The 22,747-nt window shown below is 70.6% G+C and carries 20 protein-coding genes; 11 read left to right on the top strand and 9 right to left on the bottom strand.

Going from position 1 to position 22,747, the window contains the following annotated elements:
• Window positions 1–126: 126 nt before the first annotated feature.
• From ACFVKT_RS26405 to ACFVKT_RS26395, 3 genes are all read left to right on the top strand, one after another.
• Window positions 127–1,821: an MFS transporter gene (locus ACFVKT_RS26405; RefSeq protein ID WP_385735587.1), complete on the top strand. Its 1,695-nt coding sequence runs from the start codon at window positions 127–129 to the stop codon at window positions 1,819–1,821.
• Entirely contained in the window at window positions 1,821–3,956 is a 2,136-nt protein-coding gene (locus ACFVKT_RS26400) for an MMPL family transporter (protein WP_385735585.1), read from the top strand. Before ACFVKT_RS26405 ends, ACFVKT_RS26400 begins: the two co-directional genes overlap by 1 nt.
• Before the next feature lie 153 nt (window positions 3,957–4,109).
• Window positions 4,110–4,877: a BTAD domain-containing putative transcriptional regulator gene (locus tag ACFVKT_RS26395; RefSeq protein ID WP_385735583.1), complete on the top strand. Its 768-nt coding sequence runs from the start codon at window positions 4,110–4,112 to the stop codon at window positions 4,875–4,877.
• Between the two features lie 146 nt (window positions 4,878–5,023).
• Here the strand turns inward: ACFVKT_RS26395 and ACFVKT_RS26390 are convergent, their stop codons facing one another.
• Entirely contained in the window at window positions 5,024–5,809 is a 786-nt protein-coding gene (locus ACFVKT_RS26390) for a 3-oxoacyl-ACP reductase (protein ID WP_385735581.1), read from the bottom strand.
• 80 nt (window positions 5,810–5,889) lie between these two features.
• Here ACFVKT_RS26390 and ACFVKT_RS26385 point away from each other — a divergent pair, with 80 nt between their 5' ends.
• The 8 genes from ACFVKT_RS26385 to ACFVKT_RS26350 are packed head-to-tail and all read left to right on the top strand — an operon-like array spanning window position 5,890 to window position 13,014.
• Complete coding sequence (locus tag ACFVKT_RS26385) at window positions 5,890–7,299, top strand: beta-ketoacyl-[acyl-carrier-protein] synthase family protein (RefSeq protein ID WP_385735711.1); 1,410 nt, start codon at window positions 5,890–5,892, stop codon at window positions 7,297–7,299.
• Window positions 7,296–8,519 (top strand): ketosynthase chain-length factor, encoded by a 1,224-nt coding sequence (locus tag ACFVKT_RS26380; protein WP_385735580.1) that lies wholly within the window; start codon window positions 7,296–7,298, stop codon window positions 8,517–8,519. The genes ACFVKT_RS26385 and ACFVKT_RS26380 overlap by 4 nt, the downstream gene beginning before the upstream one ends.
• 48 nt (window positions 8,520–8,567) lie before the next feature.
• Window positions 8,568–8,825, top strand: a complete 258-nt coding sequence (locus tag ACFVKT_RS26375; RefSeq protein WP_385735578.1) for an acyl carrier protein — start codon at window positions 8,568–8,570, stop codon at window positions 8,823–8,825.
• The gene (locus ACFVKT_RS26370) at window positions 8,822–9,754 is read left to right on the top strand and encodes an aromatase/cyclase (RefSeq protein WP_385735576.1); all 933 of its coding nucleotides are present in this window, start codon (window positions 8,822–8,824) and stop codon (window positions 9,752–9,754) included. Before ACFVKT_RS26375 ends, ACFVKT_RS26370 begins: the two co-directional genes overlap by 4 nt.
• Window positions 9,751–10,644: an MBL fold metallo-hydrolase gene (locus ACFVKT_RS26365; protein ID WP_385735575.1), complete on the top strand. Its 894-nt coding sequence runs from the start codon at window positions 9,751–9,753 to the stop codon at window positions 10,642–10,644. The genes ACFVKT_RS26370 and ACFVKT_RS26365 overlap by 4 nt, the downstream gene beginning before the upstream one ends.
• A gap of 34 nt (window positions 10,645–10,678) precedes the next feature.
• Complete coding sequence (locus ACFVKT_RS26360; RefSeq protein WP_385735573.1) at window positions 10,679–11,212, top strand: flavin reductase family protein; 534 nt, start codon at window positions 10,679–10,681, stop codon at window positions 11,210–11,212.
• A gap of 18 nt (window positions 11,213–11,230) precedes the next feature.
• A complete protein-coding gene (locus ACFVKT_RS26355; RefSeq protein WP_385735571.1) occupies window positions 11,231–12,808 on the top strand; it encodes an acyl-CoA carboxylase subunit beta in 1,578 nt (525 codons plus the stop codon).
• Window positions 12,805–13,014 (top strand): acyl-CoA carboxylase subunit epsilon, encoded by a 210-nt coding sequence (locus tag ACFVKT_RS26350; RefSeq protein WP_385735569.1) that lies wholly within the window; start codon window positions 12,805–12,807, stop codon window positions 13,012–13,014. The genes ACFVKT_RS26355 and ACFVKT_RS26350 overlap by 4 nt, the downstream gene beginning before the upstream one ends.
• 86 nt (window positions 13,015–13,100) lie before the next feature.
• Here the strand turns inward: ACFVKT_RS26350 and ACFVKT_RS26345 are convergent, their stop codons facing one another.
• From ACFVKT_RS26345 to ACFVKT_RS26310, 8 genes are all read right to left on the bottom strand, one after another.
• The gene (locus tag ACFVKT_RS26345) at window positions 13,101–13,619 is read right to left on the bottom strand and encodes a hypothetical protein (RefSeq protein ID WP_385735567.1); all 519 of its coding nucleotides are present in this window, start codon (window positions 13,617–13,619) and stop codon (window positions 13,101–13,103) included.
• Window positions 13,620–14,035: 416 nt separating this feature from the next.
• The gene (locus ACFVKT_RS26340) at window positions 14,036–14,620 is read right to left on the bottom strand and encodes a TerD family protein (protein WP_385735566.1); all 585 of its coding nucleotides are present in this window, start codon (window positions 14,618–14,620) and stop codon (window positions 14,036–14,038) included.
• Between the two features lie 185 nt (window positions 14,621–14,805).
• Window positions 14,806–15,486, bottom strand: a complete 681-nt coding sequence (locus ACFVKT_RS26335; RefSeq protein ID WP_385735564.1) for a response regulator — start codon at window positions 15,484–15,486, stop codon at window positions 14,806–14,808.
• A 120-nt stretch (window positions 15,487–15,606) separates the two neighbouring features.
• Complete coding sequence (locus ACFVKT_RS26330; RefSeq protein WP_385735562.1) at window positions 15,607–16,788, bottom strand: sensor histidine kinase; 1,182 nt, start codon at window positions 16,786–16,788, stop codon at window positions 15,607–15,609.
• A 312-nt stretch (window positions 16,789–17,100) separates the two neighbouring features.
• Complete coding sequence (locus tag ACFVKT_RS26325; RefSeq protein ID WP_385735560.1) at window positions 17,101–19,311, bottom strand: MMPL family transporter; 2,211 nt, start codon at window positions 19,309–19,311, stop codon at window positions 17,101–17,103.
• A gap of 230 nt (window positions 19,312–19,541) precedes the next feature.
• The gene (locus ACFVKT_RS26320; RefSeq protein WP_385735558.1) at window positions 19,542–20,312 is read right to left on the bottom strand and encodes an SDR family NAD(P)-dependent oxidoreductase; all 771 of its coding nucleotides are present in this window, start codon (window positions 20,310–20,312) and stop codon (window positions 19,542–19,544) included.
• A gap of 74 nt (window positions 20,313–20,386) precedes the next feature.
• Window positions 20,387–22,105 carry a hypothetical protein gene (locus ACFVKT_RS26315; RefSeq protein ID WP_385735709.1) on the bottom strand — a complete coding sequence of 573 codons (1,719 nt, stop codon included), beginning with the start codon at window positions 22,103–22,105 and terminating at the stop codon, window positions 20,387–20,389.
• Window positions 22,106–22,198: 93 nt separating this feature from the next.
• A complete protein-coding gene (locus ACFVKT_RS26310) occupies window positions 22,199–22,618 on the bottom strand; it encodes a molybdopterin-binding protein (RefSeq protein ID WP_385735556.1) in 420 nt (139 codons plus the stop codon).
• Window positions 22,619–22,747: the final 129 nt, after the last annotated feature.

Here is a 22,747-nt window from a genome sequence, read left to right as displayed (position 1 = left end):
TTCCTTCGCAGTCGGTGGACCACATCGTAGGGCATCGGCGATCCACCGTTCCTTGACACGACCACCGTTCCACTATAGAACAGTGGTCGTTCAAAGACCTACTGTCGAAGCAATGCATGGGATGCCATGACTTCCGTTGAAGCAGACGAACCGGAGAAAACGTCGGAAGGGGCCGCGGTCGAGGCCCCCCTCTACGCACGCCGCTGGGCGGCGCTGGGCGTCATCCTCGGCGCCGAGATCATGGACCTGCTCGACGGCACGGTCATGAACGTGGCCGCGCCGTCGGTCCGTGACGACCTGGGCGGCAGTCTCAGCGTCATCCAGTGGATCACCGTCGGGTACACGCTCGCCTTCGCCGTCCTGCTCGTGGTCGGCGGCCGGCTGGGCGACATCTACGGCCGCAAGCGCATGTTCGTCTTCGGCGCGGTCGGATTCACCCTCGCCTCCGTGCTGTGCGCGGTGGCGGGCAGTCCCGAACTGCTCATCACCGCGCGCTTCCTCCAGGGCGGCCTGGGTGCGCTGATGATTCCGCAGGGACTCGGCCTCATCAAGCAGATGTTCCCGCCCAAGGAGACCGCGGCGGCGTTCGGCGCCTTCGGGCCCGCCATCGGGCTGGGCGCCGTACTGGGGCCGATCGTCGCCGGATTCCTCATCGACGCCGACCTGTTCGGCTCGGGCTGGCGGTCCGTCTTCCTGATCAACCTGCCGATCGGGGCAGCCGTGGTCATCGGTGGCGTACTGCTGCTGCCCGAGGGCAGGGCGCCGGTGCGGCCGAAGTTCGACTTCGGGGGCACGCTGCTGGTGACGCTCGGCCTCACCCTGCTGATCTTCCCGCTGGTCCAGGGACGCGAACGCGGCTGGCCCGCCTGGACGTTCGCGATGATGGTGGCCGGACTCGCCGTACTCGCCGCCTTCGTGGCCTACGAACTGCGGCAGGAGAAGAGCGGCGGCGCCACGCTCGTCGAACTCAGCCTGCTGCGCAGGTCCCGCTACGCCGCCGGACTGGCCGTGGCGCTGGTGTTCTTCACCGGGATCTCCGGGATGTCGCTGCTGCTTGGCCTGCACCTGCAGATGGGCCTGGGCTTCAGCCCGACCCGGGCCGCACTGACGATGACACCCTGGTCGGTGTTCCTGGTCGTCGGCGCGATCCTGACCGGAGCGGTGCTGGGCGCCAAGTTCGGGCGCAAGGCCCTGCACGGCGGACTCGCGGTCATGGCACTCGGCGTACTGATCATGCTGCTGACGATCGGCGGCCAGGCCGGCGGGCTGACGAGCTGGGAGCTCGTTCCCGGCATCGCCGTGGCCGGGCTCGGCATGGGCATCATGATCGGTCTGCTCTTCGACATCGCCCTGGCCGATGTGGACAAGCAGGAGGCCGGCACCGCCTCCGGGATCCTCACCGCGGTCCAGCAGCTCGGTTTCGCGATCGGCGTCGCGGTGCTCGCGACGCTGTTCTTCGGGCTGCTCGGCTCACACGCCACGGCGAGCGTCGCCGACGGCGAGAGCAGGACCCGGGCCGAACTCACCGACGCCGGGGTGGCCCCGGCCGAGCAGGAACAGCTGCTCGCCGACCTGGGCCTGTGCCTCAAGGAGTCCGCGAGCGCGCCGGACTCCGACCGGGCGCCCGAAAGCTGCCACCGGATCCAGCAGGCCGGGCCGGAGGCGGCCGAGGCCATGTCGGAGGCCTGGCGGACGGCCCACACCGAGAACTTCAGCAGCGCGATGGTCCGCATGCTCTGGGTGGTGATCGGGCTGCTGGCGGTGTCCTTCCTGCTGGCCTTCCGGCTGCCGCACAAGCCCCGTGAGGAAGAGGGTTTCTGATGACACGCAAACTGCTGTCCTGGCCGGGAGGGCGCCGGGCCAAGTGGCTGGTGGTCCTGGGCTGGATCGGTCTGCTGATCGTGCTCCAGCCACTGGCCGGAAAGCTCGGCCAGGTGGAGTCGAACGACGCCGCGGCCTGGCTGCCCGGCAACGCCGAGTCGACCGAAGTGCTCGAACTCTCCGAGAAGTTCCAGCCCGCAGACACCAGCCCGGCCATCGTCGTCTACGACCGCCCCGCCGGGGTCACGGCCGCCGACGAGGAGAAGGCCCGTGCGGACGCCGCGGAGTTCGCGGACGGTACGGGTGTCGTGGGCGAGCCGTTCGGCCCGGTGCGCTCGGACGACGGCAAGGCCCTGCGCACGGTGGTCAACATCCACCTCGGCAAGGAGGGCTGGGAAGGGCTCAACGCGGCCACGAAGGATCTGCGGGCGGTGGCGCAGCCGAACGCGCCCGACGGTCTCGGTGTCCATGTGACGGGCCCGACCGGCTACGCCGCCGACTCCGCGGAGTCCTTCAGCAGCGCAGACTTCAGGCTCACCCTGGTCACCCTGCTGATCGTCGTGACGATCCTCGTCATCACCTACCGCAGCCCGTTGCTCTGGCTGCTGCCGATGATCTCCGCGGGCATGTCACTGGTCATCTCGCAGGCCGTCATCTATCTGCTGGCCAAGAACGCGGGGCTGACGGTCAACGCCCAGACCGCGATGATCCTCACGGTGCTGGTGCTCGGCGCGGCCACCGACTACGCGCTCCTGCTCGTCGCCCGCTACCGGGAGGAGCTGCGGCGGCACGAGGACCGGCACGAGGCCATGGCCGTGGCGCTGCACCGGGCGGGCCCTGCCATCGTGGCCAGCGCCGCCACCGTCGCCATCAGCATGCTCCTGCTGCTGCTGGCCGGCCTGAACTCCACCAAGGGCCTCGGACCCGTCTGCGCCGTCGGTGTGCTGGTCGGCCTGGTGGCGATGATGACCCTGCTGCCCGCCCTGCTGGTGATCTTCGGGCGCTGGATCTTCTGGCCGGCCCGGCCCAAGCACGGCACCGAGCCCGACATCACCCGGGGCGTGTGGACGCGGGTCGCCCGGCTCGTCTCCCGTCGCCCGCGTACGGTCTGGATCGCCACCAGCGTGGTGCTGGGGGCGGTGGCCACGCTGGCATTCACCCTGAACGCCGACGGGCTGCAGCAGAAGGACGGCTTCAAGAACAGGCCGGAGTCGGTGGTGGGCGAGGAGATCCTCGCCCGGCACTTCCCGGCCGGTTCCGGCGAGCCGATGGTCGTCATCGCCAAGGACTCCTCGGCGTCCGAGGTACGCGGCGCACTGGAGTCCGTGCCCGGCGTCACCGAGGTCGCGGATCCCCAGATCAAGGACGGCCTCGCCTACATCGAGGCGACGCTCGGTCCCGGCGCCGACAGTCCGGAGGCGATGGAGGCAGTCGTCGCGGCACGCGAGAGCCTCGGCCGGCTGGACGGGGCGGACGCGAAGGTGGGCGGCAGCAGCGCCGTCGTGCACGACATGCGTGAGGCGTCCAGCAGTGACCGCGGGCTCATCATTCCGGTGATCCTCTTCGTGGTGTTCTGCATCCTCGCTCTGCTGCTCCGGGCACTGGTGGCGCCGTTGCTGCTGATTGCCAGCGTGGTGTTGTCCTTCTTCACGGCGCTCGGTATCGCTGCCTTCTTCTTCAATCACGTCCTGGACTTCGCGGGGGCCGACTCCGCCTTCCCGCTCTGGGTGTTCGTCTTTCTGGTTGCCCTGGGCGTCGATTACAACATCTTTCTCGTCACCCGAATCAGGGAGGAAAGCAGTCGGCTCGGCACCCGGCAGGGCGCGATCAAGGGCCTCACGTCGACCGGCGGTGTGATCACCGCGGCCGGCCTGGTGCTGGCCGGGACCTTCGCCGCCCTGGCCACGCTGCCCCTGGTCTTCATCGCCGAACTCGGCTTCGCCGTGGCGGTGGGCATCCTGCTCGACACCATGATCGTGCGCTCGGTCCTGGTCACCGCGCTCACACTCGATGTCGGCCGGTGGATGTGGTGGCCGCACCCGCTCTCCCGGCAGGAATACTTGCCCGAGGAAATCGACGGAGCGACTTCTTCCGATTCATTGGATTCGGAGGTAAAGGCTCCCCTTGCCCGTTAGGAAATGCAAATATGAATCAGCACGGCTTGCCGTGCTGATTCATATTTGAGAAATAGACGATCTTCTGTGACGCTAACCACGTTGAGTGCGGCAAGCCTGACTGTTACCCTCGCCCCCAGAGAAGAAAACGGAGAATCTCGACGGGGGCGCTAAATGAGATTCAATCTGTTAGGGCAGATGCACGTAGTCACTGATTCGGGGAGACTGATTCCGCTTAAGTCATCGAAGGCGACCCAGCTCCTGGCGCTGCTGCTGCTCAGGCGGCACCAGGTGGTGGGGGCGGGGGTGCTCATCGAGGAACTGTGGGCCGACGAACCGCCGCGCAGCGCGATGACGACGCTGCAGACGTACGTCTACCACACCCGCCGGATGCTGGCGCAGCAGCAGGTGTCCGGCAAGCAGCGGGAGTTGCTCCTGACCCGGCCGCCCGGCTACTTCGCCCTGATCGAGGACGAGGAGCTCGATGCCACGGTCTTCGAGCGGATGATCCGCGCGGGCAGCCGGCAGCTCGAGGACAACCGTCCCGGGGAGGCGCTCGCCGCACTCAACGCGGGTCTGGATCTCTGGCACGGGCCGGCGCTGTCCACCGTGCCGTGCGGCCGGGTGCTCGAGAGCCATATCGCTCACCTGGAAGAGCTCCGGATCTTCGGACTGCAGCTCCGCATCGAAGCCAATTGGAGGCTGGGCAGAATCGGTCCGCTGATTCCGGAACTGCGTTCCCTGGTGATTTCTCACCCGCTGAACGAGACGCTCCACGCCAAGTTGATGGGGGCGCTCTACCGGGTGGGCAGGCGGGCGGAGGCGCTGGAATCGTACCGGAATCTCCGGAAGATTCTGTCCGACGAACTCGGAGTGGACCCGACGCCGGAAATACAGCGCATGCACATGGAAATTCTCAACGGTGAGCCCGTGCTGGCGTAGGCGCGGGCAAGTGAATTCGGTGAAGCCCCTTACGAACCGTAAGGGGCTTCACCGAATTCACGGACATTCGGACGTCAGCGGTTCTCCAGGTCACGGCAGGCGGTCGGACGTCAGCGGTTCTCCAGGCCACCGCAGGCGGTCGGACGTCAGTAGTTCCCCAGGCCACCGCAGACGTTCAGGGCCTGCGCGGTGACCGCGGCCGCACCGTCACCGATCAGGTAGGCCACCATCTCCGCCACCTCGGACGGCTGGACGTACCGGCCGATCGGCACGCGCGCGGTGATCCGGTCGAAGGCCTCGTCGGTCGACACCTCCCAGATCTCCGAGTAGTGCTCCCGCACGGACGCGGCCATCGGCGTCTCGACGAAGCCGGGGCAGACGGCGTTCACGGTGATGCCGGTCCTGGCCAGTTCGAGGCCTAGCGCCTTGGTGAAGCCGACCACGCCGTGCTTCGACGCCGAGTACGGGGCCGCGTGCACAACGCCCTGCTTCCCGCCCGTCGAGGCGATGTTGATGATCCGGCCGGCGCCCTGTTCGAGCATGCCGCCGGCCTTCAGGACCTGCTGCGTCACCCGGAACACGCTGGTGAGGTTGGTGTCGATCACGTCGAGCCAGAGTTCGTCGGCCAGCTCCGCCGTGGCGCCACCGCCGGGGCGGCCCGCGTTGTTCACGAGCACGTCGATCGGACCGTAGCGTTCGACCGCCGCCGCCACGAGCGCCTCGATCTCGGGGAGCGAGCGGACGTCGCAGCTCCGGCCGTCCGCCTCCACCCCGGCTTCCTGAAGCTCCTTCAGCGTCGTGCGCAGCGCTTCCTCGCCGCGCGCGCAGATGAAGACGCGCAGCCCGTCCTTGCCGAGCCTGCGGGCGATCTCCAGCCCGATACCGCTGGTTGCGCCCGTCAACAGTGCGACCTTCGAGGCCTGCGTGGCCATAAGTACCTCTCCCTCTCCCTGCTTCGCGGTCCCGGACCCGGCCATCTTCGGGCGCCGGGCTCGAACGGCGGTCGAAGGGGATTGGGGCGAGGCCGGGCACAGCGGCGGTGGATCCCCTGTCGAGGGGCTTCATATCGGCCTTCGAGCCTCCTTCGAGCCAGGGCGCCGACGATGACGACGACCACCGGGCGAACTCATCGAAGGAGCTGTTCCGATTGAAGCGCAGAGTCGTCATCACCGGCGTCGGCGTTCGTGCCCCCGGCGGGAACGGCACGCGGCAGTTCTGGGAGCTGCTCACCTCGGGGCGGACGGCCACGCGCCGGATCTCGTTCTTCGACCCGTCGCCGTACCGTTCCCAGGTTGCCGCCGAAGCCGACTTCGACCCGATCGCCGAGGGCTTCAGCCCCCGGGAACTCGCCCGGATGGACCGGGCCTCGCAGTTCGCCGTCGCCTGTGCCCGGGAAGCCGTCACGGCCAGCGGGCTCGACTTCGACACCCTGGACCCCGCCCGGGTCGGGGTCAGTCTCGGCAGCGCGGTGGCCGCCGCGACCAGCCTGGAACGTGAGTACCTGCTGTTGTCGGACTCCGGCCGCGAGTGGGAGGTCGACGCCGAGTGGCTGTCCCGGCACATGTTCGACTACCTCGTGCCCAGCGTCATGCCGGCCGAAGTGGCCTGGGCGGTCGGCGCCGAGGGCCCGGTCGCGATGGTCTCCAACGGCTGCACCTCGGGCCTCGACTCCGTGGGCCACGCGGTGCGGCTGATCGAGGAGGGCAGCGCCGACGTGATGCTCGCGGGGGCCGCCGACACCCCGATCACGCCGATCGTCGTCGCCTGCTTCGACGCGATCCGCGCCACGACGGCGCGCAACGACGACCCGGAGCACGCCTCGCGGCCGTTCGACGGCACGCGCGACGGCTTCGTCCTGGCCGAGGGAGCCGCGATGTTCGTCCTGGAGGAGTACGAGAGCGCGCTGGCCCGCGGCGCCCGCATCCACGCCGAGATACCGGGGTACGCGACGCGCTGCAACGCGTACCACATGACGGGGCTGAAGACCGACGGCCGGGAGATGGCGGAGGCCATCCAGGTCGCCCTCGACGAGTCCGGCACGAACGCGACGGACATCGACTACATCAACGCCCACGGCTCCGGGACCCGGCAGAACGACCGCCACGAGACCGCGGCCTACAAGCGCGCGCTCGGCGATCACGCCCGCCGCACCCCGGTCAGCTCGATCAAGTCGATGGTCGGCCACTCGCTCGGCGCGATCGGCTCGCTGGAGATCGCGGCCAGTGTCCTCGCGCTCGAACACGGGGTGGTGCCGCCGACCGCGAACCTGCATACGAACGACCCCGAATGCGATCTCGACTACGTCCCGCTGGAGGCGCGGGAGCGGAAGCTGGGGACCGTCCTCACGGTGGGCAGCGGCTTCGGCGGCTTCCAGAGCGCGATGGTCCTGCGCGGCGCCGAGGCTGCGGAGGCCGTCGCATGACCGTCCTGATCACCGGAGCCGGTGTCGTCGCGCCCAACGGCCTCGGCATGGAGCCGTACTGGGCGGCCCTGCTGTCCGGCCGCTCCGGCCTCGGCCGGGTCACCCGCTTCGACGTGAGCCGTTACGCGGCGACCCTCGCCGGCCAGATCGACGACTTCCACGCCCCCGACCACATCCCCAGCCGGCTGCTGCCGCAGACGGACCCCTCCACCCGGCTCGCGTTGACCGCCGCGGCCTGGGCGCTCCAGGACGCGAAGGCCGACCCGGAGACGCTGACCGACTACGACATGGGCGTGGTGACCGCCAACGCCTGCGGCGGCTTCGCCTTCACGCACCGGGAGTTCCGCAAACTGTGGACCGAGGGCCCCAAGTCGGTCAGCGTGTACGAGTCCTTCGCCTGGTTCTACGCGGTGAACACCGGCCAGATCTCCATCAGGCACGGGATGCGCGGCCCGAGCAGCGCCCTGGTCGCCGAGCAGGCCGGGGGCCTGGACGCCCTCGGTCACGCCCGCCGTACGATCCGGCGGGGCACCCCGCTGGTGGTCTCCGGCGGCGTCGACTCGGCGCTCGACCCGTGGGGCTGGGTCTCGCAGATCGCGAGCGGACGGATCAGCACCGCCACCGACCCGGCGCGCGCCTATCTGCCCTTCGACGAGCAGGCGGCCGGTTACGTACCCGGTGAGGGCGGTGCCCTCCTCGTCCTGGAGGACAGCGCCGTGGCTGAGTCCCGGGGCCGCCACGAGTCGTACGGCGAACTCGCGGGCTATGCCTCGACCTTCGACCCCGCCCCCGGCTCCGGACGCCCCCCGGGCCTGGAGCGTGCGATCCGGCTCGCGCTGAGCGACGCCGGGCTCGGCCCCGAGGACATCGACGTGGTGTTCGCCGACGCCTCGGGTGTACCGGAGCTGGACGCCGAAGAGGCCAAGGCCATCCGCCAGGTGTTCGGCAGCCACGGCGTGCCCGTCACCGCGCCGAAGACCACGACAGGCCGGCTCTACTCCGGCGGCGGCCCCCTCGACGTGGTCACCGCCCTGCTGTCCTTCCGCGAAGGCCTGATCCCGCCGACCGTCGGCGTCCGGTCCGTGCCGCAGGAGTACGGCATCGACCTGGTGCTCGGGGAGCCGCGCACCGCGTCCCTGCGTACCGCCCTTGTGCTGGCCCGGGGCCGCTGGGGGTTCAACTCGGCGGTCGTCCTGCGCCGGCCCGAACCGACCCGGTAGAGAACCCGAACCGCCCCCCGTAGAAGACCAAGAGAACTGGAGATCGACATGGCAACTCTGCTGACCATCGACGACCTGCGCCGCATACTCGTCGAGTGCGCCGGTGAGTCGGACGGGATCGACCTGTCCGGCGACATCCTCGACACCCGCTTCGAGACCATCGGTTACGACTCGCTCGCCCTGATGGAGACCGCGGCGCGGCTGGAGAACCAGTACGAGGTGTCCGTCCCCGACGACATCGCGGTCCAGGTCGCCACGCCGCGGGAGCTGCTCGACCTGGTCAACGGCGCGCTGGCGCAGGCATGAGCGGGCCCGAAGAGCACCGGGTGGTCCACACCTTCAAGGTCGCGGCCCCGGCACGGCGGCTGTACGAGCTGGTCGCGCTGGCCGAGCACTGGCCGGCGGTCTTCGAACCCACGGTGCACGTGCGGATACTGGAGCGCGGTCCGGGCACCGAGCGCTTCCAGATCTGGGCGAGCGTGGCCGGCCAGGTGAAGACCTGGACGTCGCGGCGGACCCTGGACCCCGACGCCCTGCGGGTCACCTTCCGGCAGGAGCGCAGCCAGCCGCCCATCGCCTCGATGGGCGGGAGCTGGGAGTTCCGGGACGACGGCCGTATCACCGAGGTGGTGCTCACGCACGACTTCGCCGCCGTCGACGAGGCTGCCCTGCCGGGACTGCGCGCGGCGCTGGACGCCAACAGCGAGCGGGAACTGTCCGCGCTGGCCCGGCTCGCGGAGCGCCAACACCCGGTCGAGGAGCTCCTGTTCACGTTCGAGGACACCCTGGAGGTGCCGTCGGCGGCCGACGCCTACGCCTTCATCGACCGCAGCGACCTGTGGCCGGACCGGCTGCCGCACGTGGCGAAGGTGACGCTGACCGAGGAGGCGCCTGGCGCCGGTTCCCCCGGCGTCCAGGACATGACGATGGAGACCGTGACCGCCGACGGCAGTACGCACACGACGCGTTCGGTCCGGCTCTGTCTCCCGGGCGAGAGCATCGTGTACAAGCAGCTCGTCCCGCCCGCCCTGCTCTCGGGACACAGCGGCGCCTGGCTCTTCGACGGGAACGCTGTCACCGCCCGGCACACCGTGCTGATCGACCCGGCCCGGATCGAGGAGGTCCTGGGCAAGGGCAAGACCGTCGCCGACGCCCGCGCCTATCTGCGCGAGGCGCTCGGCGCCAACAGCCGGGCCACGCTCAGCCACGCCGCGGCCGCCGGGCCGACACCATGACGGTCGCCGTCCACGAGGTCGCCGAGGGGGTCTACGCCTACGAACAGGCCCCCGGCGGCTGGTGCGTCAGCAACGCGGGCATCGTCGTCGGCGGTGACGGCGCCCTCGTCATCGACACGCTGTCGACGATCCCGCGGGCCAGGCAGCTTGCCGAGACGGTGGACAAGCTCGCCGGGGGCCCGGGCCGCACCTTGGTCAACACCCACTTCCACGGCGACCACGCGTTCGGCAACCAGGTCTTCCCGCCGGGGACGCCGATCATCGCGCACGAGGACATGCGGACCGCCATGGTGGCGACGGGCCTCGCCCTCACCGGGCTCTGGCCGCGGACCGACTGGGGCGAGATCGAGGTGACGCCGCCGACCGTGACCTTCCGCGACCGTCTCACCGTGCACGTCGGTGAGCGACGGGCCGAACTGCTCTGCGTCGGCCCCGCGCACACCGGACACGACGTGGTGGTCTGGCTGCCCGAGGAACGGGTGCTGTTCGCGGGGGACATCGTGATGTCGGGCGTCACCCCGTTCGTGCTGTTCGGTTCGGTGGCCGGCACGCTGGCCGCGCTCGACCGGCTGGCGGAGCTGGAGCCCGAGGTGGTCGTCGGCGGGCACGGACCGGTGGCGGGACCCGAGGTGCTCGACGCCAACCGGGCCTATCTGCGCTGGGTCCAGGACCTCGCCGCCGAGGCGGCCGACAGCGGGCTGACGCCGCTGGAGGCCGCGGGCGAGGCGGACCTCGGTGCTTTCGCCGGCCTGTTGGACGCGGAGCGCCTGGTGGCGAACCTGCACCGGGCCCACGAGGAACTGTCGGGCAGCCCCCGGCGCGACGCCATGGAGATCTTCGCGGAGCTGGTCGCCCACAACGGCGGGCGGCTGCCCACCTGCCTCGCCTGAGGAGCCACGCAGTCAAGGAGTCAAGGAGTCAAGGATGGCCATCGACCAGGGAATGCTCCGTGACGCCATGGCGCGGGTGCCCGCCGGGGTGGCACTCGTCACCGCCCATGACCGCAGGGGAGTTCCGCACGGATTCACCGCCAGCTCGTTCGTGTCCGTCTCGATGGAGCCGCCGCTCGCACTGGTCTGCCTGGCCCGTACGGCCAACTCCTTCCCGGTGTTCGACAGTTGCAGCGAGTTCGCGGTGAGCGTGCTGCGCGAGGACCATGCCGAACTGGCGATGCGCTTCGCGCGCAAGTCCGCGGACAAGTTCGCCGGCGGGGAGTTCGTCCGCACCGCACGCGGAGGCACCGTGCTCGACGGAGCGCTCGCGGTCGTGGAGTGCACGGTCCACGAGCGCTACCCCGCGGGCGACCACATCATCCTGCTCGGCGAGGTGCAGTCCGTGCACGCCGAGGAGAAGGGGGTGCCGGCGGTCTATGTGGACCGCGGATTCGCCGCCCTCTGTTCGGCGCCCGGCGCATGCCCGTTCGCCGCCGAGCGGAGCCCGCACGTCCACACCGCCTGAGGAACCTACGGAGGAACCATGTCCGTGACCCATGAGGTCACCCACGAGCTGGCCCGCGGGCGCACGGCGGAACTGACCGAGATCCGGGCGGCGGCCGTGGCCGGCCCCGGTGAACGGGCCACCGAGGCACAGCACGCCAAGGGAAAGCTGACGGCCCGGGAGCGGATCGGACTGCTGCTCGACCCCGGTTCGTTCCAGGAGGTGGAGCAGCTGCGCCGGCACCGGGCACAGGGCTTCGGGCTGGAGCGGAAGAGGCCGTACACGGACGGCGTGATCACCGGCTGGGGCACGGTCGACGGCCGGACGGTCTTCGTCTACGCCCACGACTTCAGGATCTTCGGCGGCTCGCTCGGCGAGGCGCACGCCGCGAAGATCCACAAGATCATGGACATGGCGATCTCGGCGGGCGCCCCGCTGGTGAGCCTCAACGACGGGGCCGGCGCACGGATCCAGGAGGGCGTCTCCGCGCTGGCCGGCTACGGCGGGATCTTCCGGCGCAACACCCGTGCCTCCGGGGTGATCCCGCAGATCTCGGTGATGCTCGGCCCGTGCGCGGGCGGCGCGGCGTACTCGCCGGCGCTGACCGACTTCGTGTTCATGGTCCGCGACACCGCGCAGATGTTCATCACCGGCCCCGACGTGGTCAGCGCCGTCACCGGAGCACAGCTCACCCAGAACGCGCTGGGCGGCGCCGACGTGCACGCCTCGACGTCCGGGGTGGCGCACTTCGTCTACGAGGACGAGGAGACCTGTCTGTCGGAGGTGCGCTATCTGCTCTCCCTGTTGCCCTCCAACAACCGGCAGAACCCGCCCGTCCAGCCCTGCGACGACCCGGTGGACCGGCGCACGCCCCTGCTCCACGACCTGGTGCCGGAGGACGGCAACCAGCCGTACGACATGCACAAGGTGATCGAGGAACTCGTCGACGACGGCGACTGGCTGGAGGTCCACGAGCGCTGGGCGGGGAACATCGTCTGCGGCCTCGCCCGGCTCGACGGCCAGGTGGTGGGCATCGTCGCCAACCAGCCGCGGACGCTGGCCGGCGTACTGGACATCTCCGCCTCGGAGAAGGCCGGTCGCTTCGTGACGATGTGCGACGCCTTCAACATCCCGGTCGTGACCCTGCTCGACGTGCCCGGCTTTCTGCCCGGGGCGGACCAGGAGCACGGCGGAATCATCCGGCACGGAGCGAAGCTGCTGTACGCGTACTGCAACGCCACCGTCCCACGGGTCTCGATCGTGCTGCGCAAGGCCTACGGCGGCGCGTACATCGTGCTGGACTCCCAGTCCATCGGCGCCGATCTGACCTACGCGTGGCCGGCCAACGAGATCGCGGTGATGGGCGCGGAAGGCGCGGCGAACGTCATCTTCCGGCGCGAGATCGCCGCGGCCGAGGACCCCGAGGCCAAGCGCGCCGAAATGGTCAAGCAGTACAAGTCCGAGCTGATGGACCCGTACTACGCGGCCGAGCGGGGCCTGGTCGACGACGTCATCGACCCGGCGGAAACCCGTGAGACGCTGATCCGCTCGCTCGCGATGCTGCGTACGAAGCACGCCGACCTGCCGTCGCGCAAGCACGGCAATCCGCCGCAGTGACGCCGCCGGCCGCCGGCGCTCTGCGCGTCGAGAAGGGGCATGCGAGCCCCGAGGAGATCGCGGCGCTCACCGCCGTCCTGCTGGCCCGCGCCGCCAACCGGCCCGAGCCCGCCGCGAGTCGGGGCTCGGGCAGCACGGCCGGCTGGCGCCGCCTGGAACGCACTCCGGGGTTCCGTGCGCCGCACAGCTGGCACGAGTCCGGTTGACGGCGGGGCGGCGGCCCGGGTGTCAGCGCACGGACACCCCGCGCGGTGGGACCGGGCGCGGGGTGTCGGGTGTCGGTGGGAGGTCGTCAGGCGCAGAGGACGCGCGTCTCCGGTGTGTAGACCGGACCGCCGCTGGTGTTCGTGGCGTCGCTGAAGTCCGCGTAGTAGTAGGAGTAGAAGCCGATGTTGCCGTTGCAGCCCGAGTCGGCGGCGACCTGGAGGGTCAGGTTGACGGTCCGGCTCTGCCCGGGCGGGATCGTGGCGCCGTAGTTCGTGCCCAGGTTGGTGGGCCCGGTGCCGGAGCACGGGGTGCTGCCGGTGGCCGTGGTCAGGGTGCAGCCGGTGAAGCTGTACTTGAGGTCGGGCCGCTGGGTGGTCAGCCAGGTGGGATCGATCGTCTGGTAGACGAACAGGATGTCGTAGGTCTTGTTGTTGGTCAGCGTCATCGAGAGGTTCACCGTGCCGCCGGGCGTCGTGGTGGCGGAGTCGGTGGCAAACGTCAGGTCGGTGTCCGCCGCACTCGCACTCGTGCCCAGGCCGAAGACGGCGAGGAGGAAACCGAGGAGAGTGGCGAGGCCCAGGCGGCTCATAAGTGGTGATCGCATGGCTCGGGAGGCTAGGCGGGCCGTACGCACGCCGTCTGCCCCGAGAAGGACCCGCCGGCCGTGGACCGGCTGAATGTGTTCCTTGTGTGTCGGCAGTGCGGCGAGTGTGTGAAGTGCATGCCGGGGCTGCATATCCGCACGGCATGCGGAGGGGACGCGGGGCTCACGGGTGCGGAGCCGGGCCTGCCGGCTGCCGGGCGGTGCACGCCGATATTGGCGTGATTCCTGACGCGCCGGATGCCGTGACGTCTCGGGCGGTGCGGATGTTCCGGGGCGGCCGTCGAGTTCTGCCGGGACCATGGGCCGGACGACTGGCGTGCGGGTGTTCTCGGGCGGTTGTCCGGTTCCGCTGGGATCGCGCACCGGGCGCCCGGCGTTCGGGCCGGCGCTGGAGGCAGCGCCGGCCCGGAGCGCGCCTACTTGCTCACGGCGAAGCGCATCAGGGCCTTTTCGTCGCCCTGCTTGATCTTCCCGGTCTCGTTGATGACCTGGAGCTTCCAGGTCGCGCCGTCCCGGATGGCCTTGGCCACGGCGCAGCCGTTGTCGGCGCTGAGCAGGCTCGGCCAGATGTCGGCGACCTGCTGGGTGCTGCCGCCCGTCGCGTCGTACACCTTGAAGCTGATGTTCCGGGCCTTCTGGAAGTTGCTGCCCTTCTTGTACGCGGCGGCGACGAACACGATGGACGTGATGTTGGACGGCACCTTGGCGAAGTTGACGGTCACCGTCTCGTCGTCGCCGTCCCCCTGGCCGGTCTGGTTGTCACCGCTGTGCAGCAGCGAGCCGTTGCCCAGCGGATCCGGGGAGTCGAGGCCGGCCAGCCGCACCGGGTCCGCTCCCTGCATCGCGATGGCGATCAGGTCGAGGTCGGTACCGACTTTCTGGCGGATCTTCCCGATCAGGCCGCCGCTGCTCCCGACGGTCGGGTCCCAGGACGCGCCGATGGTCAGGTGGGTCACCCCATCCAGATCCGCCGGGCCGTCTTCCTTCGTGAGTGTGATCATGCGTGAACCCCTCGGTGAGGCGACTGCGACACACGAATTGTGTCTGGAGCCGTCGAAGTCGAGCACACCAGGTCCAGAAATACCGGGACAGGGGAGCCGGCGGAGGGGATTCGGCCGGGGAAGGTCGCTGAGCGTGACGGTCGTACGGCTGCGTGTGCGCGTCGCGTCCACCGCGCGGCTCCTGGTCAGCCCTGTGGCGGTGCGGGGCGCACCAGGCCCGACTGGTAGGCGATCACGACCAGTTGGGCGCGGTCGCGGGCGTTGAGCTTCGTCATCGCGCGGTGGACGTGGGTCCGTACGGTCAAGGGACTGACGAAGAGCTGCCCGGCGATCTCGGTGTTGGAGTGACCCTCCGCGGCCAGGGCCATCACCTCTCGTTCGCGGGCGGTGAGGGTGTCGAGGGCGCCGGGGAGTGCGAGCGGGGCGCCGGGTGCCGGGGTGGTCAGGAAGCGGGTGATGAGGGCGCGGGTGGCCAGCGGGGAGAGGAGGCTGTCTCCGGAGGCCACGGTGCGGATGGCGTCCAGGAGTTCGTCGGCACGGACGTCCTTGCCGAGGAAGCCGCTCGCACCCGCGCGCAGCGCCTGGGCGACGTACTCGTCGATCTCGAACGTGGTGAGGATCAGGACGCGGGTCGCCGACAGGTCCGGGTCGGTGCAGATCGCGGCGGTGGCGGCGAGCCCGTCCGTGCCGGGCATCCGGATGTCCATGAGCACGATGTCGGGGCGGTGGACGCGGGCGAGCTCGGCCGCCTCCTCCCCGTTGGTGGCCTCGCCGACCACGGTCAGGTCGTCGCAGGAGTCGATCAGGATGCGGAACGTGGCCCGCAGGAGGGCCTGGTCGTCTGCGAGGAGGACGCGGATGGTCATCTGGGCTGTCTTCTTCCGGATCTGGGGAGGGAGCGGGGCTGTTGGCGTCCGTGGTGCCGGGGCGGCCTGTCCGACCGTTCCCGTCTGCCCGCGGGCTGCGACGGGGGCTGTCGGACAGGCCTAGACGCGGATCGGCAGTTCCGCCGTCACCGTGAAGCCGCCGTCCGGGCGGTGGCCCGCCCGGAGACGGCCCCCGACGGACTGGGCACGCTCGCGCATGCCCATGAGCCCGAAGCCGCCGCTCGGGCCTTCAACGGTGGGAGCCGCCGCGTCTCCGTCGTCGCTGACCGTGATGGTCAACCGGTCCTGGGAGTAGGACAGCTGGACGCGAGCCGTCCTCGCGGCGGCGTGCTTGGCTACGTTGGTGAGTGCTTCCTGCACGATCCGGTACGCCGTCATGTCCACGCCCGGTGAGAGCGGCTGCTCCGCGCCCTCCGTGGTGACGGTGACCGTGAGCCCGGCGGCGGCGAAGGCTGTGGTCAGTTCGGAGAGGCGGCCCAGTCCCGGGGTCGGCTCCAGGGGCGCGCCCGGGTCGTCCGCCTGGCGCAACAGGCCGACGGTGGACTTGAGTTCACGCAGCGCCGAGGACGTCGTGACGGCCAGGTCGTCGAGCATCCGCGGGACCTGGTCGGGGTGGGTGCGCGCGAGGTGTGCGGCGGTGCTGGCCAGCGCGTTGGCCAGGGCCATGTGATGGGCGACGACGTCGTGCAGTTCGCGGGCGATGCGGACGCGCTCCTCGGCGACCCGGTGCCGTGCCTCCTCCTCGCGGGTGCGCTCGGCGTGTTCGGCGCGGGCCTGCACGGCGTCCAGATAGGCGTGCCGCAGCCGGGTCGCCGTGCCCCAGGCGATCGGCGCCAGCGCCCACAAGGCGGGGCCGATCGTCTCCAGGGCCCACGGGTGGTCGTAGTGGTCGCTGCCCAGGGCCGTGCCCACGAGAAGGACGACGACGGCGACGAGGGCGATCCGTCCCGTCCTGCGGTCGGTGTACATGGCCAGCGCGTACAGCGCGACCATGAGCGGTGCGAGCAGTAGCGGCGTCATCAGATAACCCAGAGCGCTGCTGGTGTTGACGGTGACCGCGGTCACCGCCACGACGCTACGGGGGTGGCTCTGGCGCCACCACAGGGCCGCGGAGCCGACGGCCCCCAGGACGGCACCGGGCCACCAGGCGATGTGGCCGCCGGAGGGCTGCCGGAGGCTTGTCGCGCTGCCGAGAAGGGTGAGGCTGAACACCTGCACGATGATCATCACGTCGACGACGCGGGGATGGGCGTCGACGTATCGCTTCAAGCTGGTGATCATCGGTTCTCCGGTCGAGGTTGGCTGGGTCCATGGTGTGCGCCGGCGCGGCAAACCGCCGCGGAGGGCCGCCCGTGTCGCCACGTGCGGCCCTTGCCGTCGGGCGGGTCGCTATGTGAGGCCCTTGCCGTCGGGCGGGTCGCTATGTGCGGCCCTTGCCGTCGGACGGGTCGCTATGTGCAGCCCTTGCCGTCAGACGGGTCGCTACGTGCGGCGAGTGCCGTCAGACGGGTCGCTACGTGGCGCCCTCACCGTCAGAGGTGTTGCCACGTGCGGCCCTCACCGCCAGAGGTGTCCCACGGCCGGCCCCCGCAGTCAGACGCGAGCCGACTCCAGGCCTGCCGGGTCCGCCTGTGGCGACGCGGCGGCCGGCCGCCGGCTGAGCGCCTCTCCCTCCACGTCCACGCGCGGCAGGATCCGGTCCAGCCAACGCGGCATCCACCACGCGGCCTTGCCGAGCAGCGCGAGGACCGCGGGCACCAGCGCCATACGGACGACGAACGCGTCGAACAGGACGGCGATGGCGAGACCGAAGCCGATCATCTTGATGATCGACTCACCGGCGCCGACGAACCCGGAGAACACCGCCATCATGATCAGCGCGGCCGCCACCACGACCCGGGCGCTGTACCGGAACCCGGTGACCACCGCCTGACCGGGCCCGTCCCCATGGACGTACGCCTCCCGCATGCGCGCGACGAGGAACACCTCGTAGTCCATGGCCAGACCGAACACGATGCCCACCAGGAAGATCGGCATCATGCTCATGATCGGGCCGGTCGACTCGACGCCCAGGAGATCCGCGCCCCAGCCCCACTGGAAGACCGCGATGACGCAGCCGAGGGCCGCGAGGACCGACAGGAGGAAGCCGAAGGCCGCCTTTATCGGTACGAGGGTCGAGCGGAAGACCACCATCAGGAGCACGATCGCCAGGCCCACCACGACGATCAGGTACGGGATCAGCGCGTCCTGCATCTTCTGGGCGACGTCGATGTTGAGCGCGGTGGTGCCGGTGACCTCGAACTCCGCGCCGGTCGAGGACTCGGTCGCCGGGCGGTCGTCCCGGATGGTCTGGACGAGATCCTTGGTCTTCTCGCTGGTGGGCGCGTCGGCCGGGACGGCGGAGAAGACGGCCGTGTCGCCCGCGGGGTTGAACCGCGCGGCCGACACGGAAACGACTCCCTCGGTGTCGCCGATCTTCTCCTCGATCACCTGGACCGCGGCCTTCGGGTCGGCGGCGCCCTTGGCGTCCACGACGATGGTCAGCGGGCCGTTGAAGCCGGGGCCGAAGCCCTGGGCGAGGTCGTCGTAGGCGCGGCGCTCGGTGGTGGAGGTGGGCTTGGCCTCGTCCCCGCTCGTGCCGAGCCGGAGGTCGAGGACCGGGAGCGCCAGGGCGCCGAGGCCGGCGACCGCGACGAGGAGGACGGGCAGCGGGTGACGCAGGACGAACCGTGCCCAGCGGGTGCCTCTGTTGTTCCCGTCGGACTCCTTGACCCGGCCGCGCTTGCGGGCGGAGCGGGACAGTACGGCGTTCGGCCAGAAGCCGAGCAGGGCCGGGACCAGCGTCAGCGCGATGAGGACACCGACGGCGACCGCTCCGGCGGCGGCCAGGCCCATCTTGGTGAGCATCGGCACGCCGACGACCGAGAGGCCGGCCAGCGCGATGACGACGGTGAGCCCCGCGAAGACGACCGCGGACCCGGCGGTGCCGGTGGCAAGCCCTGCCGCCTCCTCGGGCGAGTGGCCCTTGGCGCGCTCCTCGCGATAGCGGGAGACGATGAACACGGCGTAGTCGATGCCGCACGCGAGCCCGAGCATCATGGCCAGCGTGCCGGTCGTCGAGGACAGGCCGAACGTACTGGCCAGGGTCATGATCGCGGCCATGCTGACACCGACCCCGATGATCGCGGTCAGCAGCGGCAGCCCGGCGGCGGCCAGCGAACCGAAGGTGACCAGCAGGACGACGGCCGCGATGGAGATGCCGATCACCTCGGCCGCGCCGCCCGCCGCAGGCTGGGTCGCCAGCGCGGTGCCGCCCACCTCGACGGTCAGATCCGAACCCTGGGCCTCCTCGACGGCGGCCTTCAGGGTGTTCTTGGCGGCGTCGCTGAGATCGTCCGCCTTCACTTTGTAGGTGACGGTGGAGTACGCGGTCGAGGCGTCCTCGCTCACCGCGTTCGCCTGGAAGGGGCTCACCGCACTCGCGACCTGCGAACCGTCGGACGCCTCGGCGACGAACTTCTCGATGACCGCACGGTTCTCGGACGAGGTGACCCGCTGTCCGTCGGGCGCGACGAACACGACACGGGCGCTCGCTCCGTCGGCCGTGGTGCCGGGGAAGCGCTGCTCCATGAGGTCGAACGCCTTCTGGGACTCGATGCCCGGCATGGCGTAGCTCTCGTCGGAGGCGGCCGGAGCCGTGGCCGCGCCCATGGAGACGCCGCCGAGCACCGCCACCCACAGGAGGGCGGCGAACCAGCGCCGCCGGAAGGCCAGACGGCCCAGTCGATAGAGAAAGGTAGCCACGGGGAGAGGTCTCCACTTCTGGTCTCGGATACCTCCCAGGCTTCCGGGAAGGGGGGTGCGCCGTCGTCGTGCGCCTGCCGACAATCCGCACTACTGAGAACGCAGTACGCCGGGCCCGCGTGTGGTCCCCGGGGACGAGGGCGCCCGGAGAACGCCTTGTGCCGGCGACGCTGCCTCGCCCCGGACGCGGTGAACACGCAGGGTGAGCCGCGCACACCGGTTCCCGGAAGCTAGACGCTGTACCCGCCGTCCACGCCCAGCGCCTGCCCGGTGATGAAGCCGGCCCGGTCGGACGCCAGGAACGCGACCGCCTCGGCGATGTCGGTCGCGTCGCCGAACCGGCGCAGGGGGATGTTGCGCCGGGTGATCTCCAGTGCCGCCTCGTCGAGTTCGCCGGAACTGATCAGGCGGGCGGCGATGCCGTCGGTCAGCATGCCGGGGCCGACGCAGTTCACGCGCACCCCGTACCGCCCCTCCTCGGCGGCCAGCGCCCGTGCGACCGCCTCGACAGCGCCCTTCGTGCCCGACGAGAGCCCGTCCCGGACAGGGAACCGGCGGGTGGCCACGGTGGTGACGGCGACGATGCTGCCCCGGCTCTCCCGCAGTCTCGGCAGCACGGCATGGACCAGGTTGAAGAACGCCCCCGCGTCCGCGTCGAGTTGGGCGCGGTACCGGCTCGGCGTGACCTTGCTCAGATGCACCATCGGCACGTGCGGGCCCGCCGCGTACACCAGGGTGTGGATGCCGCCGAACGCCGAGGCGGCCTCGGACACCGCTCCCGCCGTGGCCGACTCGTCGGTCAAGTCGAGCCGCAGGGACAGGACTTGGCGCCCGTACGCCTTCACCTCACCGGCGAGGGCGTCGGCAGCGGCCTGGCTGGCGCGATACGTGAACGCCACGTCGCTGCCCCGCTCGGCGAGCGTCCGTACGACCGCCGCGCCGATACCGCCCGTGCCGCCCGCGACGAACGCGGCGCCTGTGCTGTTGGTGAAGTCGGACATCGCAGCATTCCAACACGCGCGCGTACCCGGCGAACAGGCACGGGCAGCGACTGAACCGGCGGTGAGGCGATCCGTCAGCCTTGGCCGGTCCTGACGGCAGGCAGGTGCACGTCCGCGCTCGACAAGGTCATCGGCGATGCCGAGACGGCCCGTATGCGGATGCGCGTACCGGCGCGGGGGAGGGCGAAACTGCCGTCGGGCGGCAGGAGTTCGTACTGTGCCGAGGCGTGGGCGGGGAGGTCGGTGGGGCCGGACACGATGGACCAGTAGCGGCTCATGCCCTGGCCCGTGGTGAGGGTGAAGTGGGGGCGCAGGGCGGAGCCGCCCGAATTGCGCGCGCGGACGGTGAGTTCGGCGAGGGCGCTGACGGAGCGTCGTGCGCCGACGACCTGCATCCGCAGGGGCGGTGAGCCCGTCGCCGCCAGGGTCGCCGCCGCCATCGACGGGGCCAGCAGGAGAAGGGCCGTGGCCACCCGGGCGGCGCGCCGGTGCGGGCCGCGCAGGAAGGCCGGGCGGGGCTGCCACGCGGTGCTGAAGGACTGCGGGGGCGCGGTGACGGCCGCGGCCAGCCACAACGGGGTCATCAGCAGGTAGTAGCCGTCCTGCGAGCGGGTCGCCAGATAGAAGGCGCACCAGGGCAGGACGGTCGCCGCCGGGCCCAGACGCCGTACGAAGAGCACGAACAGGGCCAGCAGGCCGGCGGCCAGGAGCAGGCTCGCGTGGGAGTACCAGACCAGGCGTCCGCTGCCGTTGGTGAGGTAGAGCGAGATACCGGCCAGGCCCTGGCCGTGCAGGTCCGCGCCCTGGGTGAGGGGGAGCGCGATACCCGCGAGCCAGGCGCGCGGCTCGCTCACGATGAAGTACGCGTTGACCAGCAGCCAGGTCAGCGCGGCCACGCCCACGATCCGGCCCACGGCGGCCGCCGCGGCACGGGGGCCCAGCTGGCCACGGCGCAGCGCGTACACCCCGGCCAGCAGGAACGGCGCCAGGAACCAGGGCAGTTGCTGAGCCGCGCAGGCCGCGCCCAGACAGACCGCCCGCGCCCAGTCGCCCCGCCCGCCGCCGCCCATCCGGGGCCAGCCGGTCACCACCGGGATGAGCAGGGCGAGCGCGACGACCGCCGGATAGCCGAGCCGGGCGTACATCGGCAGCAGACCGAGACCCAGGCAGACCAGCGTGGCCGCGGAACGCCACGGCACCGGCAGCAGCCGCCACAGCACGACCGTGCCCACGACCAGTGCCAAGGTGCTGACCAGCACCGTCGGGGCAGCGCCGTGACCGATCCACAGCAGCGGTGCGGTGAGCATCAGGGTCAGTGGCGGATAGCCGTACGTGTAGTCGTAGCCGCCCGTCATCGTCGGGGTGAGGGCGATGCCGTGACCGAACAGCGAGGGCCAGGGCCGCCCGTAGACCTGGTGACCGGCGAGGAACTCATGCGCGGCCCGCGTGGTCAGCACGGCCTCGTCGCTGCCGCCGTGGTTCATGGCGTACGCGCACAGGGCGAGCGTCACGGCGGTCACCAGGACGCAGGTGTCGAGGCGGGCGAGCGTACGGCGCCGGCGTACGACCAGGGTCAGGACGCCGGTCGCCAGGATCGAGGCGTAGCAGAGCGAGACGACCGCGGCCACGGCCAGGCGGTGGCTCGCGGCCTGCGTCCACACCGGGCGCGTACCGACGAAGAGGCTGATGTCGGCGAGCAGTGTCAGGACGCGGTGCCACTGCGTGGGCGCGTCGTCCGGCGCCCTCCTTGTGAGGTCCCGTCCGACGGTCGGCGACGGCCTCGTCTCTGCCAAGTGCACGGATCCGGAGGCTAATTCGCGCAGGTGAGCGGCGTACGACCAGAGGTGAAGATTCCGGTGTGAGGCAAGTAAGAGGGGAAGTCGCCGTCAGGCGTTCGAGAGCGACACCTCGGTCGCCTTGATCAGCGCCACGACCGGGGAACCGGTGGCCAGGCCGAGTTCCGTGACCGCGTCCTTGGTGATCGCGGAGGTCAGTTCGCCGCCCGCGACGTCGACCTTCACGCGGGCCATGGCGCCCCCGGTGGCGACGTCGCTGACCGTGCCGGGGAGCTGGTTGCGGATGCTGACCCCGCTCACCGGGCCGGTGGCCAGCGACACCTCCGTCGACTTGATCAGCGCGCGGACCGCGGAACCCGTGGTCAGTCCCAGGTCCTCGACGGCCTCCAGGGTGACGGCCGCCGTGAGGTCCTGACCGCCGTCGAGATGTACCTTCACCGTCGCCATCACCTCACCCGGGGTGACGGAGGCGACGGTGCCGGGGAGTTGATTGCGGATGCTCAGACTCATGAGGAACGCCTCGATTGCTGTGCGGGGTGGCAGGTTCGAGCCATTATGTCCGCCATGTCGCCCGCCCGGCGCTCGCGGACGTGTCGCGGACCGTGTCGCTGTTGGGCCGAACGGGTGACCATGCGTAAG

Origin of the sequence: Streptomyces sp. NPDC127595, from assembly GCF_042671685.1 — a bacterium.
Classification (GTDB): domain Bacteria; phylum Actinomycetota; class Actinomycetes; order Streptomycetales; family Streptomycetaceae; genus Streptomyces.
The sequence above is the reverse complement of the archived record's forward strand: the minus strand, read 5'-3'. Positions and strand labels throughout refer to the sequence as shown.

What these genes read in the sequence shown, in the direction of transcription:
- ACFVKT_RS26355 (WP_385735571.1), top strand. Translation starts at nt 11,231, where the DNA reads ATGTCCGTGACCCATGAGGTCACCCACGAGCTGGCCCGCGGGCGCACG.
- ACFVKT_RS26405 (WP_385735587.1), top strand. Translation starts at nt 127, where the DNA reads ATGACTTCCGTTGAAGCAGACGAACCGGAGAAAACGTCGGAAGGGGCC.
- ACFVKT_RS26320 (WP_385735558.1), bottom strand. Translation starts at nt 20,312, where the DNA reads ATGTCCGACTTCACCAACAGCACAGGCGCCGCGTTCGTCGCGGGCGGC.
- ACFVKT_RS26395 (WP_385735583.1), top strand. Translation starts at nt 4,110, where the DNA reads ATGAGATTCAATCTGTTAGGGCAGATGCACGTAGTCACTGATTCGGGG.
- ACFVKT_RS26335 (WP_385735564.1), bottom strand. Translation starts at nt 15,486, where the DNA reads ATGACCATCCGCGTCCTCCTCGCAGACGACCAGGCCCTCCTGCGGGCC.
- ACFVKT_RS26345 (WP_385735567.1), bottom strand. Translation starts at nt 13,619, where the DNA reads ATGCGATCACCACTTATGAGCCGCCTGGGCCTCGCCACTCTCCTCGGT.
- ACFVKT_RS26375 (WP_385735578.1), top strand. Translation starts at nt 8,568, where the DNA reads ATGGCAACTCTGCTGACCATCGACGACCTGCGCCGCATACTCGTCGAG.
- ACFVKT_RS26370 (WP_385735576.1), top strand. Translation starts at nt 8,822, where the DNA reads ATGAGCGGGCCCGAAGAGCACCGGGTGGTCCACACCTTCAAGGTCGCG.
- ACFVKT_RS26390 (WP_385735581.1), bottom strand. Translation starts at nt 5,809, where the DNA reads ATGGCCACGCAGGCCTCGAAGGTCGCACTGTTGACGGGCGCAACCAGC.
- ACFVKT_RS26380 (WP_385735580.1), top strand. Translation starts at nt 7,296, where the DNA reads ATGACCGTCCTGATCACCGGAGCCGGTGTCGTCGCGCCCAACGGCCTC.
- ACFVKT_RS26340 (WP_385735566.1), bottom strand. Translation starts at nt 14,620, where the DNA reads ATGATCACACTCACGAAGGAAGACGGCCCGGCGGATCTGGATGGGGTG.
- ACFVKT_RS26330 (WP_385735562.1), bottom strand. Translation starts at nt 16,788, where the DNA reads ATGATCACCAGCTTGAAGCGATACGTCGACGCCCATCCCCGCGTCGTC.
- ACFVKT_RS26365 (WP_385735575.1), top strand. Translation starts at nt 9,751, where the DNA reads ATGACGGTCGCCGTCCACGAGGTCGCCGAGGGGGTCTACGCCTACGAA.
- ACFVKT_RS26360 (WP_385735573.1), top strand. Translation starts at nt 10,679, where the DNA reads ATGGCCATCGACCAGGGAATGCTCCGTGACGCCATGGCGCGGGTGCCC.
- ACFVKT_RS26310 (WP_385735556.1), bottom strand. Translation starts at nt 22,618, where the DNA reads ATGAGTCTGAGCATCCGCAATCAACTCCCCGGCACCGTCGCCTCCGTC.
- ACFVKT_RS26400 (WP_385735585.1), top strand. Translation starts at nt 1,821, where the DNA reads ATGACACGCAAACTGCTGTCCTGGCCGGGAGGGCGCCGGGCCAAGTGG.